This is a genomic window from Pseudomonas sp. TMW22089, from assembly GCF_022496645.1.
Lineage (GTDB): Bacteria > Pseudomonadota > Gammaproteobacteria > Pseudomonadales > Pseudomonadaceae > Aquipseudomonas > Aquipseudomonas paraversuta.
Genome location: NZ_SCFG01000008.1, coordinates 138,914 through 156,157 on the forward strand (window position 1 = coordinate 138,914; position 17,244 = coordinate 156,157).

Annotated in this window: 16 protein-coding genes; 7 read left to right on the top strand and 9 right to left on the bottom strand. The window is 55.8% G+C overall.

Annotated elements, in window-relative coordinates:
• Window positions 1-36 precede the first annotated feature (36 nt).
• The gene (locus EQV90_RS10560) at window positions 37-543 is read left to right on the top strand and encodes a GNAT family N-acetyltransferase (RefSeq protein ID WP_003440796.1); all 507 of its coding nucleotides are present in this window, start codon (window positions 37-39) and stop codon (window positions 541-543) included.
• Here the strand turns inward: EQV90_RS10560 and EQV90_RS10565 are convergent.
• The gene (locus EQV90_RS10565; RefSeq protein WP_003440794.1) at window positions 540-1,031 is read right to left on the bottom strand and encodes a GyrI-like domain-containing protein; all 492 of its coding nucleotides are present in this window, start codon (window positions 1,029-1,031) and stop codon (window positions 540-542) included. The two genes, EQV90_RS10560 and EQV90_RS10565, sit on opposite strands and share 4 nt — an antisense overlap.
• A gap of 189 nt (window positions 1,032-1,220) precedes the next feature.
• On the opposite strand from EQV90_RS10565, the gene alaC reads away from it, so the two are divergent.
• The gene (alaC, locus tag EQV90_RS10570; protein WP_160628308.1) at window positions 1,221-2,429 is read left to right on the top strand and encodes an alanine transaminase; all 1,209 of its coding nucleotides are present in this window, start codon (window positions 1,221-1,223) and stop codon (window positions 2,427-2,429) included.
• A gap of 51 nt (window positions 2,430-2,480) precedes the next feature.
• Here alaC and EQV90_RS10575 read toward each other — a convergent pair whose 3' ends face one another.
• Together EQV90_RS10575 and EQV90_RS10580 are read right to left on the bottom strand one after the other, a co-directional pair.
• The gene (locus tag EQV90_RS10575; protein ID WP_003440786.1) at window positions 2,481-3,833 is read right to left on the bottom strand and encodes a GntP family permease; all 1,353 of its coding nucleotides are present in this window, start codon (window positions 3,831-3,833) and stop codon (window positions 2,481-2,483) included.
• An 82-nt stretch (window positions 3,834-3,915) separates the two neighbouring features.
• Window positions 3,916-4,449 carry a gluconokinase gene (locus EQV90_RS10580; RefSeq protein WP_003440780.1) on the bottom strand — a complete coding sequence of 178 codons (534 nt, stop codon included), beginning with the start codon at window positions 4,447-4,449 and terminating at the stop codon, window positions 3,916-3,918.
• Window positions 4,450-4,677: 228 nt separating this feature from the next.
• On the opposite strand from EQV90_RS10580, the gene EQV90_RS10585 reads away from it, so the two are divergent.
• Together EQV90_RS10585 and EQV90_RS10590 are read left to right on the top strand one after the other, a co-directional pair.
• On the top strand, window positions 4,678-5,709 hold the full coding sequence (locus EQV90_RS10585; RefSeq protein ID WP_003440777.1) for a LacI family DNA-binding transcriptional regulator: 1,032 nt from the start codon (window positions 4,678-4,680) through the stop codon (window positions 5,707-5,709).
• A gap of 152 nt (window positions 5,710-5,861) precedes the next feature.
• Complete coding sequence (locus EQV90_RS10590) at window positions 5,862-7,301, top strand: MFS transporter (RefSeq protein WP_003440773.1); 1,440 nt, start codon at window positions 5,862-5,864, stop codon at window positions 7,299-7,301.
• Between the two features lie 51 nt (window positions 7,302-7,352).
• Here EQV90_RS10590 and EQV90_RS10595 read toward each other — a convergent pair whose 3' ends face one another.
• The gene (locus tag EQV90_RS10595) at window positions 7,353-8,672 is read right to left on the bottom strand and encodes a PAS domain-containing methyl-accepting chemotaxis protein (RefSeq protein WP_003440760.1); all 1,320 of its coding nucleotides are present in this window, start codon (window positions 8,670-8,672) and stop codon (window positions 7,353-7,355) included.
• 589 nt (window positions 8,673-9,261) lie between these two features.
• Here EQV90_RS10595 and EQV90_RS10600 point away from each other — a divergent pair.
• Complete coding sequence (locus tag EQV90_RS10600; protein ID WP_003440755.1) at window positions 9,262-9,666, top strand: GNAT family N-acetyltransferase; 405 nt, start codon at window positions 9,262-9,264, stop codon at window positions 9,664-9,666.
• Between the two features lie 76 nt (window positions 9,667-9,742).
• Here the strand turns inward: EQV90_RS10600 and def are convergent, their stop codons facing one another.
• The 3 genes from def to EQV90_RS10615 all read right to left on the bottom strand — a co-directional run bounded on the left by def (window position 9,743) and on the right by EQV90_RS10615 (window position 11,614).
• A complete protein-coding gene (def, locus tag EQV90_RS10605) occupies window positions 9,743-10,282 on the bottom strand; it encodes a peptide deformylase (RefSeq protein WP_003440752.1) in 540 nt (179 codons plus the stop codon).
• A gap of 2 nt (window positions 10,283-10,284) precedes the next feature.
• Entirely contained in the window at window positions 10,285-11,238 is a 954-nt protein-coding gene (locus tag EQV90_RS10610; RefSeq protein WP_003440749.1) for a YihY/virulence factor BrkB family protein, read from the bottom strand.
• Between the two features lie 184 nt (window positions 11,239-11,422).
• A complete protein-coding gene (locus EQV90_RS10615; protein WP_003440746.1) occupies window positions 11,423-11,614 on the bottom strand; it encodes a CsbD family protein in 192 nt (63 codons plus the stop codon).
• Window positions 11,615-11,814: 200 nt separating this feature from the next.
• Between EQV90_RS10615 and EQV90_RS10620 the strand changes: the two genes are divergently transcribed.
• Window positions 11,815-12,195 carry a hypothetical protein gene (locus tag EQV90_RS10620; RefSeq protein ID WP_003440740.1) on the top strand — a complete coding sequence of 127 codons (381 nt, stop codon included), beginning with the start codon at window positions 11,815-11,817 and terminating at the stop codon, window positions 12,193-12,195.
• A gap of 102 nt (window positions 12,196-12,297) precedes the next feature.
• Here EQV90_RS10620 and fadD1 read toward each other — a convergent pair whose 3' ends face one another.
• Both fadD1 and fadD2 read right to left on the bottom strand, forming a co-directional pair.
• Complete coding sequence (gene fadD1 / locus EQV90_RS10625; protein ID WP_003440738.1) at window positions 12,298-13,989, bottom strand: long-chain-fatty-acid--CoA ligase FadD1; 1,692 nt, start codon at window positions 13,987-13,989, stop codon at window positions 12,298-12,300.
• Between the two features lie 359 nt (window positions 13,990-14,348).
• Window positions 14,349-16,037, bottom strand: a complete 1,689-nt coding sequence (gene fadD2, locus EQV90_RS10630; RefSeq protein ID WP_240878075.1) for a long-chain-fatty-acid--CoA ligase FadD2 — start codon at window positions 16,035-16,037, stop codon at window positions 14,349-14,351.
• Window positions 16,038-16,246: 209 nt separating this feature from the next.
• Here fadD2 and EQV90_RS10635 point away from each other — a divergent pair, with 209 nt between their 5' ends.
• Entirely contained in the window at window positions 16,247-17,191 is a 945-nt protein-coding gene (locus EQV90_RS10635; RefSeq protein ID WP_003440734.1) for an alpha/beta hydrolase, read from the top strand.
• Window positions 17,192-17,244: the final 53 nt, after the last annotated feature.

The following is a 17,244-nucleotide window of genomic DNA, read 5'->3' on the forward strand; positions in this document are numbered from 1 at the left end:
TCGGTGGCCCCCATTGCACTTCGACAGAACCCCAGCATGAACACCCGACTCTGTGCCTATGAAGACCTGACACCGCGCCAACTCGAGCAGTTACAGACGCTTGAAGTTCATGCTGAACAAATTGCCTACTCGGGCAACATCGAGTCAGCCTTGTATTCACTGCCGGCCGAACCCCATCCGGGGATCAAAGGTTTCGTACTCTTGGGTGATGAGCGGCCAGTGGCCTTCTTGCTGCTCAGGCGCAAGCCGCTTTTGGCCCATTGGGCTGAAGCTGATTGCGCCACCCTGCATGCATTGCAGGTCGACAAGCGAGTACAAGGCCAGGGCCTGGGCAAAGCCTGCCTGCGACAACTGCCCCTGGCAGTCAGTCTGCTATGGCCCGAGATCCGGCAGTTGATGCTGTCTGTCAGCCCTTTCAATACCAGCGCACTGGCCTTTTACCTGAGCCAGGGCTGGGTTGAATGTGGCGAGGCATATCTGGGTGAGCGACGCCTGGTGCTCGATCTTGCCGAGGCCCACGGCACACATGCACAGGCGAGCTAGGACCGCGGCTTGACCGGCAACCAGATTTCCAACAGACCGGCACCGGTATGCGGATTGAAGTCGGCACTGTAGCGCTCGAACTCTGGAGCATCCGCGGCTTCATAGGATGATTGGGGCAGCCAGTCTTTCCAGATCGACTGAAAGGTCTGACTCAAACCGGCCAGCGAGCCACGATGCTCGAATACGGCGTACTCCTGTTCTTGCAGCTCAATCCAGCGATAGCGCTCAGGCAAGTCATCCAGCTTGCTGATGGCAACCCCGGCGATGTACTCGAAGCCGCCCTGGCCATCCGGGTTACAGCAAACGCCATAGGTTTCCTCGCCAACTTTGCAGGGGATGTTATCGCTTTCCGGCAGAAACTGTTCCCACAGCAGTGGAATCTGCTCAGCACTCTCCTGGGTAAAACGTCCGCCCAAACCGGCAATCAACTGAAAGTGACCTTTGGTAAATCGCGGGGCTGGTAAATCGAACTTCTCTGCCTGTTCCATAAGATCGTGCTCATTGAGTGAGTAGGAAACGGATCGGGTCAGTATAGGAACAAAAAACCCGGGGGTGATGACAGGTCAAAAACTTGTATCTGGACAAAAGGCCATCAGCGCCTTTATTGTCTCGCCCAGACCACCGCAGTGGTCAGCGTCGCTCGGACGGTTCCGGGCGCTTACGTACCAGAGGCACACATGGCAGACCAAGGTTCGCCGCGCCGCTTTGCGCGCATAGATCGACTCCCCCCTTATGTATTCAACATCACTGCCGAGCTGAAAATGGCGGCACGGCGCCGTGGCGAAGACATTATCGACTTCAGCATGGGCAACCCCGACGGCCCGACGCCACCGCATATTGTCGAAAAACTTTGCACCGTCGCACAGCGTGAAGACACCCACGGCTACTCAACTTCCCGCGGAATCCCACGCCTGCGCCGGGCCATTTCTCGCTGGTATGCCGACCGCTATAACGTTGAGATCGACCCCGAACACGAAGCCATTGTTACCATCGGTTCCAAGGAAGGCCTGGCGCACCTGATGCTCGCCACGCTGGATCAGGGCGACACGGTGCTGGTGCCGAACCCCAGCTACCCGATTCACATTTACGGTGCCGTGATTGCCGGCGCCCAGGTGCGCTCGGTTCCCCTGATTCCCGGCGTTGACTTCTTTGCCGAACTGGAAAAAGCCATTCGCGGCTCGATTCCAAAGCCCAAAATGATGATCCTTGGGTTCCCGTCCAACCCCACGGCCCAGTGTGTCGAACTGGACTTCTTCGAGCGCGTGGTGGCCCTGGCCAAGCAATACGATGTGCTGGTGGTTCACGACCTGGCCTATGCAGACATCGTCTACGACGGCTGGAAAGCCCCGTCGATCATGCAGGTACCGGGCGCCAAGGACATTGCGGTTGAGTTCTTCACCCTGTCAAAAAGCTACAACATGGCAGGCTGGCGTATCGGCTTTATGGTGGGCAATGCAGAGCTGGTCAACGCCCTGGCACGGATCAAGAGTTACCACGACTACGGTACTTTTACCCCGCTGCAGGTCGCGGCAATTGCTGCCCTCGAAGGCGACCAGCAATGCGTGAAGGATATTGCAGAGCAGTACCGGCAACGCCGTAACGTGCTGGTCAAAGGCTTGCATGAACTGGGATGGATGGTCGAAAACCCGAAAGCCTCGATGTATGTCTGGGCCAAGATTCCCGAGGCCTATGCACACTTGGGCTCACTGGAGTTTGCCAAGAAGCTGCTGGCGGACGCCAAGGTTTGTGTCTCACCAGGCGTAGGATTTGGTGAGTATGGGGATGATCATGTGCGCTTTGCCCTGATTGAAAACCAGGACCGCATCCGTCAGGCCTTGCGTGGTATTCGCGCGATGTTCCGGGCGGATGGCCTGAGCGCCAACTGAGGTTTCTTATCTGCGCCAGGAGCGGGCTCGCTCCTGGCGCAGCAGAAGGCTTTAAATCACCAGCGACAGCAGCAAGATAAAGATCAGGGCCACGATCGACAGAATGGTTTCCATCGCAGTCCAGGTCTTGAAGGTTTCAGCCACGGTCATGTTGAAGTACTGCTTCACCAGCCAGAAACCCGCATCGTTGACGTGGGACAAAATCAGCGAACCTGCACCTGTTGCCAGTACCAGCAGTTCCCGGTTAACCCCGGGAATCAAATCCACCACCGGCAACACAATCCCCGCCCCGGTAATAGTTGCAACAGTGGCAGAACCGGTTGCAATGCGGATCACCGCAGCCACCAGCCACGCCAGCAAGATCGGCGAGATCTGCGCGTTGACCGCCATGTGACCGATCACATCACCCACACCGCTGGCTACCAGCATCTGCTTGAAACCGCCGCCCGCACCAATGATCAGAATGATCGCTGCGGTGGGCGCCAGACTCGCGTCGAGCAACTTGAGAATGCGCTTGGAGTCGATGCCCTGGCGTGCACCAAAGGTGTACAGCGCCAACAACAAAGCCAGCAACAGGGCGCTGATCGGGTGACCGATCATGTCCATCCAGACACGGAAGAAGTTGCCATCGGGCAACGCCACGTCCGCGAACGTCTTGAGCAACATCAGGAACACCGGCAACAGCACGGTGATCAGAGTAATGCTGAAGCTCGGCAGGCTGCTGGACTCAGGTTCGCTCGCCAGTTGGTCCATCAATTCCTGGGATGGAGTGCCGGGAATGTATTTGGCAATGAAAGTGCCGTAGATCGGACCGGCAATGATTGCCGTCGGCAACGCGACGATCAGGCCGTACAGAATGGTTTTGCCGATATCAGCACCGAACACGCCAATGGCCAGCAATGGCCCAGGGTGCGGCGGCACCAGGCCGTGCACTGCCGACAAACCGGCCAGCAGCGGAATGCCGATTTTTATGATCGATACTCCGGTGCGGCGCGCCACAATAAATACCAGCGGGATCAGCAATACAAAACCGATCTCGAAAAACAATGGAATCCCGACTAAAAACGCGGCAAACATCATCGCCCACTGCACCCGCTCCTTGCCGAAGGCACGGATCAGGGTACGGGCGATTTGGTCGGCACCACCGGAGTCAGCCATCATTTTGCCAAGCATGGTGCCCAGAGCCAGGATGATCCCGACAAAGCCCAGCACGCCGCCAAAACCATCCTGGAACGACTTGATGATCAGGTTGGCAGGCATGCCCGCCGTCAGGCCCAGAAACGCAGAGGCGATGATCAAGGCAATAAAGGGATGCAGCTTGAACCGGGTGATCAATACGATCAGCCCGATAATGGTCACAACTGCATCAAGCAGCAGAAAGGTATTGTGGGACATGCCTAGCATGGGGCGTCTCCTGTCTTGTTGTTATCAACTACGCAAATGCAGCCATGGCTGAGGCGGGTAGCGCTGTCTATCTGTAACAAAATCATGACGTTGCCAACAGTGATTGCTCACGCCACCAGTCACGGGTAGCGCGCGCCAGTTGGTCGATGTCCAGTTGCGCGGCATTCAATGTCAGCACCAGAGGCTCATGGACAGGTGACTCGAGCGCAGCGAACTGACTGTCGATCAGCGTCTTGGGCATGAAGTGCCCCGGACGATGGGCCACTCGATCAGCGGCAACCTCTGGCGTCAGCTCCAGGAACACAAATCCAAGACCGTCGACCGCACTGCGCAGACGCTCGCGATAACGCAATTTCAGGGCCGAACAGGTCAAGACCGGATGCTGGCCTTTGGCTACAGCACGACGCAGTTCATCGCACAGGCTGTCTAGCCAGCCGGCACGGTCGTCATCGGTCAGGGGAATACCTGCACTCATTTTTGCAATGTTGGCCGCAGGGTGAAACGCATCGCCTTCAATCGGGGTCGCGCCGTTGAGCTGGCACAACGCCTGGCTCACGCTGGACTTGCCGCAGCCGGCAACACCCATTATGACCAGGGCAGTGATAGGTTGACTCATGAAACACCTCAGTCCGTAGACAGCGCTGTCTTTGTTGCTGCGTTCAATAGTTGAAAGCAAAGCACAAAGACCAGGCTACCGACGTCTATTTCTCGTTTTTATGGGGAGACGCGGTGGCGCTCTCTACATACAAAGCTGGGGTAACTGCCCTACACGCAATCAGGCAATTGCGGGGATCCTAGGACAGCGCTACCTTAGTGACTTGTTTTTTGTTTGGCAAGCCGCCCGATGACCTCCTTTAAAAACGATAAAAACACCCGAACCACGGGTCGCCCCACCCTTAATGAAGTCGCCCGCCTTGCCGGCGTCAGCCCTATTACCGCCTCGCGGGCCTTGCGCGGGATCAGCAGTGTTGCCACCGAGCTGGCGGAAAAGGTACGCAAAGCGGCCGATGAGCTGAACTATGTGGTCAATCCGGCTGCCCGGGCGCTGGCTTCGGCGCAGAGCCATTCGGTGGTGGTGCTGGTGCCGTCATTGTCCAACCTGCTGTTTATCGACACCCTCGAAGCTATCCATGCCGTACTGCGGCCCAAGGGCTTTGAAGTGCTGATCGGCAACTTTCACTACTCACGGGACGAAGAAGAAAACCTGCTGCGCAACTACATGGCCTATCAGCCACGGGGTCTGTTATTGACAGGTTTTGATCGTTCCGAAAGCTCGCGCCGGATGATCGAAAACAGCAATGTGCCCTGCGTGTACATGATGGAACTGGACGCTGCCGAGGGCCTCAACTGCGTAGGTTTTTCACAGTTGAAGGCCGGTGAGACCGCTGCCCGGCACCTGATTTCACGGGGCCGCCGCCAACTTGCCTATATAGGTGCACAGCTTGATCAGCGCACCCTCCTGCGCGGCGAAGGCTATCGCCTGGCCTTGCAGCAGGCCGGGCTGTACAACCCCGACCTGGAAATCCTGACTCCCCGCCCCTCTTCTGTCGGCCTGGGCGGCGAGATGTTCTTGCAGTTGCTGGCCAACCATCCGCAGGTGGATGCAATATTTTTCGGCAATGACGACCTGGCGCAGGGCGCCCTGCTGGAAGCCGCACGCATCGGCATCAAAATCCCCGGACAAATTGCCATTCTGGGATTCAATGACCTTCCCTCCTCCGAGTTTATGGTGCCGCGCCTCAGCAGCATTCGTACTCCGCGAGAAGCCATTGGCCGTCATGCAGCCGAGCAGATGCTCACGTTGATGGCGGGAAACAGGGTTGCCAACCCGGTGCAGGACATGGGCTTTGACCTGATGGTGCGCGAAAGCACCTAGCCCCGATTAAGCTGGCGCAGCATAAAGCACTAATTTGTAACCATTTATGGCAACAAGGCGCTGAATTCCTCCGCCCGGGGCCTGAACTTCACAAGCAATAACCTTGGCAAGCGAACTACCCTTTCTGACTTACAGAAAAAGGAAGTTCGCCAATGCCTGAAGTCTCCTCTACCTACCCTGGCGCAACGGCCGCCCAAGCGGACGGAATCGATCCTGCCCGTGCGGCCTGGATCAGCGCACGGATTGATCGCCTGCCGGCCGTGGCCAGTGTCTGGAAATTAGTGGCACTGCTTTCAATAGGCGGTTTTTTTGAGCTTTACGACCTGTTCCAGACTGCCTATATAAGCCCGGGCCTGATTCGTGACGGTATTTTCGCGACGGGCGCACAAGGGGTGTTCGGTTTTTCTGATCAGGCTGCATTTGCCTCGGCCACTTTTCTTGGCCTGTTCCTTGGCGCCAGTATGCTCAGCCCTCTGGCCGACCGCTTCGGACGGCGCGCAATTTTCACCTTCGCCTTGATCTGGTACACCCTGGCCACGGTGTTGATGGGCATTCAGAGTTCGGCTGCAGGCATCATCTTCATGCGTTTCCTGGTGGGCATTGGTCTGGGTATCGAACTGGTCACGATTGACGCCTACCTGTCAGAACTGGTGCCCAAGCGCATGCGCAGTTCGGCCTTCGCCTTTGCGTTTTTTATTCAGTTTTTGTCAGTGCCAGCCGTTGCATTGATGTCCTGGTGGCTGGTGCCACAGGCGCCGTTTGGCGTCTCGGGCTGGCGCTGGGTGGTGCTGGCCAGCGCCGTGTTTGCCCTGTTTATCTGGTGGTTACGCTCAAGCCTGCCTGAATCCCCGCGCTGGCTGGCGCAAAAGGGTCGCTTTGAAGAGGCCAACAGGATCCTTGATGATCTGGAAGCCCGCTGCCTGAGTGACCACAAAAAACCATTGGCTACGCCCGAACCTGAACCCGTGAACCTTGAAGGTGAAGGCCGCTTTGCCGATATCTGGAAACCGCCGTATCGCCGACGCGCCATCATGCTGATCGTGTTTCACGTCTTTCAGGCCATCGGCTTCTTTGGCTTCGGCAACTGGTTGCCCGCGCTGATTTCAGGACAGGGGGTCAGCGTCACCCACAGCCTGATGTACGCCTTCATCATTACCCTGGCCTACCCCCTTGGGCCGCTGCTGTTCATGCGCTTTGCCAACCGCTTTGAAAACAAGTGGCAGATTGTTGGCTCAGCGCTTGGAGCAATGATTTTCGGTACCTTGTTCGCGTTTCAGACCAGCGCGCTGGGCCTGGTGTTCTGCGGTGTGATGATCACCTTCTGCAACGCCTGGCTGAGCTTCAGCTATCACTCTTATCAAAGCGAACTGTTCCCGACCAACATCCGGGCGCGTGCGGTCGGCTTCTGCTATTCATTCAGCCGGCTGTCCACTGTGTTCAGCAGTTTGCTGGTGGGTATTTTCCTGGAGCACTTCGGCACACCGGGGGTATTGGCGTTTATCGTCAGCAGCATGCTAATCGTGATGATCACCATCGGCGGGTTTGGTCCGCGTACCCGTAACCTGGCACTGGAGAGCATTGCCCATCGGTAACAACGGTGAGCCGGGGTGCCGGCTCACACAATCGGTCGGGGGGGTTGGCCTTTAATGCAGTTGCAGCGTCGAGTTGAACTGGCTGATGGCATCCACCACATGCTTGGAGCCCTGCTGGATTTCCAGAATCGCCTCCCCGGCCTCATTCGCCAGCGAAACCCCGAGCCCGGTCCGGCTCAGGCTCGACTGCATGCTGCTCACCGCGCTCAGCGACAAATCATGGTTCTTGCGCACCACCTCGACAATTTCCACAGTTGCCGCGCTGGTACGTGCCGCCAGGCTTCTGACCTCATCCGCCACCACAGCAAAACCCCGCCCATGTTCACCGGCCCTGGCCGCCTCAATCGCAGCATTGAGCGCCAGTAAATTGGTTTGATCCGCAATACCACGAATGGTCTGCACGATTTTGCCAATGATGTCGGACTGCTTGTTCACCGCATCGATGCTTTGCGCGGCTTCATTGAGATCTTTGGAGATGGCTTCGATGATTTGTACAGTCTGCTGAACCACCTGAGAACCCTTCTGCGCACAGGCGTCGTTCTGTACCGAAGTACTGTGGGCCGACTCGGCGGCGGTTTGCAGGTTAGTCACTTGGGCGGTGATGTTGCTGGCGAATTTGACGACCTTATACAGTCGGCCCTTGGCATCAAAAATCGGGTTGTAGGACGCTTCCAGGAAAACTGTATGGCCGTATTTATCGACCCGTTCAAAGCGTCTGGAATGGTATTCGCCGCGATTCAGGGAAGCCCAGAAAGCTTTATAGGCGCCAGACTCGCTCTCACTGCTGCGACAGAACATGCTGTGGTGCTGCCCGACAATTTCAGACAGTGAATAATGCATGGTGTCGAGAAAGTTCTGATTGGCGTTGATCACACGGCCATCGGGCGAGAACTCGATCATCGCCATGGCGCGGCTCAATGCATTCACAATGCTTTGATTTTCCCGCTCTTTGTTGATCCGCTCGGTAATCTCGGTTGCCACCTTGAGGACCCGGGTCACCTCATTGTTCGGGCCGGTGATCGGCATGTAGCTGGCCTCAAGCCAGATCTCGCGACCGGCTTTATCAAGCCGCAAGAAAGTGCCGCTCATGGGCACCCCACTGGCCAGGTCCTTCCAGAACTGTGCGTATTGTTCAGTGCGCAGATAGTCCGGTTCACAAAAAAGACGGTGATGTTTACCGCAGATCTCATCGACCGAGTAACCCGTCACGCGACAGAAATTTTCGTTGGCATCCACAATGACGCCATCGGCAGTGAACTCAATGATTGCCATTGAGCGGCTGACGGCCATCAGCTTGGCCTTGCTCTCATCCAGAGAACAGGTGAGGCGCTGATTCTCAAGCAGGTCGGCTTTGTGATGAAAGTTGAACATGGCTCAATTCCTGAAGATGCTTTCTATTGATAATTCAAACGCTTCACGACACAAGAAAACGTGCCTGCTGCCTTTAACATAGAGATGTGCGCACTTCGGGGATGTAAGTTTTATATGTTCAACCCCCAAGAATTGAAGCATAGCCAGCCAGATACAGCGTGCAAGCAAATCGCCATCAGTGTGCGACGAAGTGCTCAATTGCGCAGAATAATCCAAATCGACGTTGCGCCAATCAAAAAACCAAGGAGCCCGGAATACGGGCTCCTGTAAATCACTCAGTGACCAAACAATCCGACTTCGGATTTTTTGGTTTTCTTGTCCGCGCGTTTTTCATCGGCTGTTTTGGCCGGTTTCTTTTTCGCGGCCTTCTTTGAATCCATACCTTTAGCCATGTTAAGCGCTCAACTGTTCAGGGGGTGTGGCACAGGTATAACACCTATCGAGAACCCACTCGGATTTAAAACCCTTTATTCAAAAAACAATGATAAACAAAGCGTTTTAATTGCAAATAAGCGGCAATACCCAAGGTTTATAAAGTTCAAGCACTTATTTGTTTATACTGCCGCTCCCTTTTCAAGCCTGTGGACTTATGACTGCCATTGCTTATTCTTCGCTCGACGCGCCGTTGTGGCCCTTGCTGAACAAGTTTTACCGCTCTCACCAATCGTCGATGAAAGCGAGCAAGGAAGCTCAATTGTGGGTTGCCCGCCAGGACCAGATAGTCGCCGGTTTGTGTCTGCGACCAATGGCCAACGGTTACTGGTTGACCGGCCTGTTTGTCGATCCGGCAGTACGCGGGCAAGGCATAGCCACCACGCTGGTCAACGCGGCAATATCGCAGTGCGAAGGCACGGTCTGGTTGTTTTGCGACCCTGAACTGCAAGGTCTCTATGAAAAGATGGGGTTCAGTCTGGAGGTTGACTTGCCCCATGCCCTGTATGAGCGGCTGGTGCGCTATCAACGCAACAAGGCGATGATAGCGATGGGCCGTTAAACCCGGCGCTCCCCTCCCTGCAGGGGCGAGCTGTTTGAAGAGCATTCAAAGAGCTCGCCCCTGCAAAGCAAGGCAGTTATTCCCGGGTGCCCGGCTCCAGGTCCGGGAACAACACCTCGATAAAACCGAACTTGCTGAAATCCTTGATCCGCGACGGGTACAGGCGACCGATCAGGTGGTCGCATTCATGCTGCACTACTCGTGCATGAAAACCTTCCGCCACACGTACGATCGGTTCACCTTTAGGCGTGAAACCTTCGTAACGGATCTTCTGAAAACGCTCGACTGCCCCGCGCAAACCAGGCACCGACAGGCAGCCTTCCCAGTCTTCTTCAAGCGCCGGACCGAGCGGAGTGATCAACGGATTGATCAGGATGGTTTGTGGTACGGCTTCAGCATCAGGGTAACGTTCGCTGTGCTCGAACCCGAAGATCACCATCTGCAGGTCAACCCCGATTTGCGGGGCCGCCAGCCCCACACCGCCCGCGTGCTCCATGGTCTGCAACATATCGTCCAGCAACTGCCAGAGTTCCGGGGTATCGAACATTTCAGCCGGTACCGGCTGGGCAACGCGCAATAAACGCTCATCGCCCATTTTCAGAATTTCACGAATCATAGTCAGGCTTCATCTGGAGTGGATGGAATGGAATGGTCACGCCCCAGCCCGGAGACGTGTTGCTTGGGATCAGGGTCGTCGGAGCCATCGAAGGTTTTTTCGCCCGGATCCTTGCCCTCTGCCGACATGTGCTCGATCACGGCGTTCATTTCAGCCCCCAGCAGCAGCACCGCGGCAGAAATGTAGAAGTACAGCAACAGCACGATGATCGCACCGATGCTGCCATACATGGCGTTGTAGTCAGCAAAGGTTTTGACATAAAAGGCAAAGCCCAGCGAAGCCACGATCCACACAACCACCGCCAGCACCGAACCCGGGGTGATAAACCGGAATTTTTGCTCCACATCCGGCATGACGTAGTAAATCACCGCCACCGCCACCATCAGCAATAGCACAATCACAGGCCAGCGCAGGATGGTCCACAGTGTCACCACGAACTCTTCGAGCCCGACCTGTCCTGCCAGCCAGCTCATCACCTGCGGCCCGAGCACCATCAGCGCGGCGGCTGCCAGAAGCATTCCGGCAATGCCGATGGTGTAAAAAATCGACAGCGGGAATCGCTTCCAGACTGGCCGCCCCTCGACCACATCGTAGGCGGCATTCATGGCGCTCATCATCAGCCGCACACCGGCCGAAGCGGTCCACAGGGCAATTACGATACCCACCGACAGCAATCCGCCCTTGGACTGCTGCAACTGATCGATGACCGGGTTGACCTGCTCCAGAGCCTGCGGCGGCAGTACCAGTTCAGACTGCAGGCGCAACCAGGAGAAAAAGTCCGGCAGATGCAAGAAGCCGATCAGGGCAATCAAAAACAGAATGAAAGGGAATAACGAAAACAGCATTTGATAGGCCAGTGCCGAGGCGTAAGTCGACATTTCATCGTCGATAAACTCTTTCACCGTGCGAATCAGTACTTTGCCCAACGGCAGGCCATTCAAGACCGGGAATAACATAGCGTCTCCTTTCGCCGCTTAAAAAGTAGGTTGTGCAAGCCAGCCATAAGCTCTGGGTTGGGGTTTTACCTCAAATGTAGTCAAGTTGGCGACTATGGAAACACTTATACAAAAACGGCCATCACATGGATGACCGTTCATGTTCGCCACAGGTACCCGACGCACCTGCGGCAATCCTGGGTTATCAGGCTTTATCGACGGTTTTCTTGACCGCATCTTTCACCTTGCCTACCGCTTGCTGGCCTTCGCCTTTCAGCTCCTGGGCCTTGCCTTCGGCACGCAGCTTGTCATTGTCGGTCGCTTTCCCCACCGCTTGTTTGACATTACCTACTGCTTCGTTCGCTTTGCCTTTGATCTTATCGCCAGTGCTGCTCATGGGATTTCTCCTGATGAAATTTCGGATGTCATTACATCGACAGAATCATTGACCCGATCGTCACCGCAGGAGTTTCATTTATTTTCTGGCCATCATTTCGTCGTTCCGCGCAGGTTGAGCTTTATGTTTGCCGCCTAACCCCCGAGAATGCGCAACGGATTCAGGCTATGGCGCTGAAGATCAGCAATTGTAGGAAGGTTATGAAACTCGATAAAAAGCTGGCCATTGCCCGCAGAAACCAGGAACTTGGCGGCGCTGTGCTTGGCGTCAACAACTGCCATTTCGCCACATTGAACACCAACAAGAACATCTGGTGGTTCGATATTCCCCTGGCGCGTCTGGCCGTCGGTCAGTACGAATGGGTGCATCTGTTGCTGCATACCCCAAGTACCGATGAACTGCTGCACTTGAAGGTCACCACTGCGTTCCTGCGCGAGAAACGCGAAGGCATGGTGGTACGAGCGACGCACAAGCGTACGCCGACCATGAGTCTTGAGCTGAGCGCGGACAAAGACTCCTTCCTGCAGGACGTGCGTCCGACAGGCACAGGCGTCAACTTTTCGCAGTTTCTGCAAAAATAAACAGCGCAAACCCTGCAGGGGCGAGTTCGCTCCTGCACAGCGGTAAACGCGAGCTGAAACAAAAAAGCCCCGCAATGCGGGGCTTTGTTGTTTAAGGGCAGATTACTTTTTAAGGCCCAGTTTCTTCATCTCTTCGTCACGCAACTCACGGCGCAGGATCTTGCCTACGTTGGTGGTCGGCAAACTGTCACGGAACTCGACAACTTTCGGCGCTTTATAAGCGGTCAGGTTCGCGCGCATATGCGCCATGACCTGCTCTTTGCTCAGGGTCATGCCCGGCTTGACCACAATAAAAACCTTGATCAGCTCGCCGGTTTTTTCATCAGGAATACCGATCGCCGCCGACTGCAACACTTCCGGCAATGAGGCCATCACATCTTCCAGCTCGTTCGGGTAAACGTTAAAGCCAGAGACCAGGATCATGTCTTTTTTGCGATCGACAATGCGCATATAGCCATCAGGTTGAATCAGCGCGATGTCACCGGACTTCAACCAGCCTTCGCTGTCCATGATCTCGGCAGTTGCATCAGGACGCTCCCAATAACCTTTCATCACCTGCGGGCCCTTGATGCATAGCTCGCCGATTTCACCCAACGGCAGCTCTTCACCCGCATCATTGATCACTTTGCACAGGGTCGAAGGCATCGGAATGCCGATAGTGCCGATCTGAATGTGCTGGATCGGATTGACCGAAGCCACCGGGCTGGTCTCGGTCATGCCGTAGCCTTCGCAAATGGCACAGCCGGTTACCGTCTTCCAGCGCTCGGCCACGGACAGTTGCAGGGCCATGCCCCCCGACAGCGTCACTTTCAGGGACGAGAAGTCCAGCTTGCGGAACCCGTCGTTGTTGCACAGCGCTATAAACAGGGTGTTAAGCCCTACGAAGCCGGAGAACTTCCACTTCGACAGCTCTTTAACCATCGCCGGCAGGTCACGCGGGTTGCTGATCAATATGTTGTGATTGCCCAACAGCATCATTGCCATGCAATGAAAGGTGAACGCGTAGATATGATAAAGCGGCAATGGCGTGATCAGGATTTCGCAACCTTCGTTAAGGTTGGAACCCATCAGCGCCTTGCACTGCAGCATGTTGGCGATCAGGTTGCGATGGGTCAGCATCGCCCCCTTGGCCACACCGGTGGTGCCGCCCGTGTATTGCAGAACCGCGACGTCATTGGCAAGCGGGCTGGCTTCGTTTACTGGCTGGCCATGCCCCTTGCTCAACACATCGTTGAACTTGATGGCCTTGGGCAAGTGATACGCCGGGACCATTTTTTTCACGTACTTGATGACACTGTTGATCAATACGCGCTTGAAGGGCGACAGCAGGTCAGCCACTTCAGTAACGATCACATGCTTGATCGAAGTCTGGGGCACGACCTTTTCGGCCAGATGCGCCATGTTCGCCAGGCATACCAGCGCCTTGGCGCCGGAGTCATTGAATTGGTGTTCCATTTCCCGCGCGGTATACAGCGGGTTGGTATTAACCACGATCAAGCCGGCGCGGATGGCTCCGAACACAGCGATCGGGTATTGCAGCAAGTTGGGCAACTGCACAGCAATGCGATCGCCGGGTTGCAGGTCGGTGTGCTGCTGCAGGTAGGCGGCAAATGCACCTGATTGCTGGTAAAGCTCACCATAGGTGATGGTTTTACCGAGGTTGCTAAATGCGGGTTTATCCGCAAAACGTTGGCAAGATTGGCGCAGTACCGTCTGAATATTCGGGTATTCATCCGGGTTGATTTCAGCAGCAATCCCAGCTGGGTACTTATCCTTCCAAAAGTCTTCAATCATGGAAGCCCACTCCTCAGCGTCGCGAATTCTTCACCGCATTGATGCGGTTATTATTTGTGTGATTTTTGTAATGGATAAATCTGGCTTTTCACTTACCGAGAAGTCACAAAGCGCGCCGAGAGTAGCAGCTTTGCCAGAGGCCGCCTAGAGCCAAAGATGGCCCGCAGAGTCACAAACCTGACTGTAGGACAATCCAAAGTCATCATTAGTACAATAGCTCTATTGATAGTAAAACCGCTCTAATTCAGGCATTACGGCGCCCCCTCAGAGATCCAGATCAAACCCTGTCTATTGTTATAGACGAATAAAAACGCCCGCCTGCTCAAAGCAAACGGGCGTTTTTCACCAGGCTGATGGAATCAGGCGTTATCACGCAACTCGCGACGCAGGATTTTCCCCACGGGAGTCATGGGCAAGGAGTCACGCAGCACTATCTGCTTGGGTACCTTGTAAGCGGTGAAGTTGTCCTTGCAGTACGCCTTGAGCTCTTCAACGCTGACCCCGCCTTCGCGCGCGACTACAAAGAGTTTGACGGCCTCCCCGGTGCGCTCGTCAGGCACGCCGATTACCGCGCAATTCACCACTTTGGGGTGGGCCATCACGGTATCTTCGATTTCATTGGGGTACACGTTGAAACCCGAAACGATGATCAGGTCCTTTTTGCGATCGACAATCCGGACAAAACCATCGGGATCAATCACCGCAATATCACCCGTCTTGAACCAGCCCTCGGCGTCCAGCACTTCGGCCGTTGCCTGCGGGTTTTGCCAGTACCCCTTCATGACTTGCGGGCCTTTGACGCATAGCTCGCCGCGCTCCCCCAAACCCAGGTCGCTGCCATCATCGCTGACTACTTTCATCGCCGTGCCCGGAACCGGCATGCCCACGGTGCCCAGCCGGGCCAGAGAACCACAGGGGTTGGCACTGGCCACCGGCGACGTTTCAGTCAGGCCGTAGCCCTCAACGATGCGGCATCCGGTGATTTTTTCCCAACGCTCGGCCGTGGCCTTGACCAGCGCAGTACCGCCCGAGTTGGTGACCTTCAGCCCCGAGAAGTCCAGGCTCTTGAAGTCCGGATGGTCCATCAGCGCGACAAACAGGGTGTTAAGCCCCAGAAAAGCGGTGAACCGCCAGTTCTTCAGCTCCTTGATGAAACCTTTGATATCACGCGGATTGGTGATCAGGATGTTGTGGTTACCCGTGACCATCATGCCCATGCAATTAGCGGTAAATGCATAGATATGGTACAGCGGCAACGGCGCCACCATGACCTCCCGACCGTCCCTGAGAATCGGTTGCCCACTCTCGTCATGCTGGGACAGACAAGCACGCACCTGCTGCATATTGGCCACCAGATTGCCGTGACTGAGCATTGCGCCCTTGGGCAGTCCGGTGGTGCCACCGGTGTATTGCAGGACTGCCGTGTCATCCAGCGTCACCGGCACCGGCCGAATCGGCTGGCCTGCGCCCCGGTGCAATACGCTTTTAAAGGCAATGGCCTGGGGCAACTGGTAGGCCGGCACCAGTTTTTTGACCTTGTCGACCACCAGGTTGGTAATCCAGCCTTTGGCAGCGGGCATCATGTCGCCCATTCTGGCTTCGATCAGGTACTCGATCTCGGTATCTGCCAGCACTTCCTGCACGCGCTTGCCGAACATGTTCAAGTACACCAGCGCCCGAATCCCGGCACTTTTGAACTGATGGCGCATTTCGCGAGAGGTGTACAGCGGGTTGGTGTTGACCACGATCAGACCGGCGCGCAACGCACCAAATACCGCGATCGGATATTGCAGCACGTTGGGCATCTGTACAGCGATGCGGTCGCCGGGCTTGAGGTCGGTATGATTTTGAAGATAACCGGCAAACGCTGCGCTGTGGCGCTCCAGTTCGGCATAAGTGATGGTCACACCCAGGTTGCTGAACGCCGGACGATCGGCGAATTTCTTGCACGAGCGTTCAAACACATCAACGACCGATGTGAAGGCCGTCATATCTATATCCAGCGGTACACCGGCAGGACGTTTGTCATTCCAGAAATCAGGTTGCATTATTTTTGTCCTCGGACCTGAATGTGCCTGGCCGCTTCCCTTGGGCGTTGAAAAGCGGAGCTAACTGACGTTAACAGTTATCAAGTTGTAGGCAAATACACCGATATTCGCCATTTACATCTTGAATCTTATTACCGCGGCATCGCCAGTTAAGTGGTTTGCCTGTGAATGCGCTATACACTGCTCCTACTCCGTGTAAAGGAATGGCCATGATTCATCAGACTTTCTGGCTGGACGCGAATGACCGTAGCGGCCTTTTGGTTAATCAGTGGCTGCCTGGCGCTACGCCCAAAGCCATTGTGTTGCTGGTCCACGGCATGGCGGAACACACTGCTCGCTATGCCCGACTGGGCAAGGCGCTAAATGAAGCCGGTTTTGGCCTGTATGCCCACGACCAGCGCGGACACGGTAAAACGGCCGAACGCGGAACACCGGGCTACTTTGCTGACCATGATGGCTGGTGCGCGGTGGTCAGTGATGTCGCCAGCCTCCATCAGCACATCGGCCAGGCCCACCCGGGGCTCCCGATCTTCCTGCTTGGCCACAGCATGGGCAGCTACATCGCCCAGGCGTACTTGCTCCACCACAGCAACAGTCTGCAGGGGGCAATTCTGAGCGCCTCCAATTTCCAGCCTGTCGCGCTTTACCGGGCTGCCAGCCTGATAGCCCGACTGGAACGCTGGCGCCAGGGCCCGAAAGGACGCAGCGCGCTGATCGAGTGGTTGTCCTTTGGCTCGTTCAATAAAGCATTCAAGCCCAATCGCACCCGCTATGACTGGCTCAGTCGCGATCCGGCTGAAGTCGATGCCTACGCCAACGACCCCTTGTGCGGGTTTCGTTGCACCAATCAACTCTGGATTGATCTGCTGGGCGGCTTGCAGCAAATCAGCAAAGCGTCCAACCTCGTGCAAATTGATTCAGCCCTGCCTTTGCTGGTGATGGGTGGCGCCTGTGACCCGGTCAGTGAAGGCAAGCGCCTGGAATCCCTGGCCGGGGCTTTACGCAAAGCCGGCAGTCAGGACTTGCAACTCAAAATCTACCCCCAGGCACGGCATGAGCTCTTCAACGAAATCAACCGTGACGAAGTGACTGCAGATGTTGTCGAATGGCTTGACCAGGCCCTGCTTCGCTCCCGCCCGCCCCACAGCGAATAGCTCGACCATTCTAAAAAATACTTTAAAATCAAAAACTTGAAATTAAACACTCG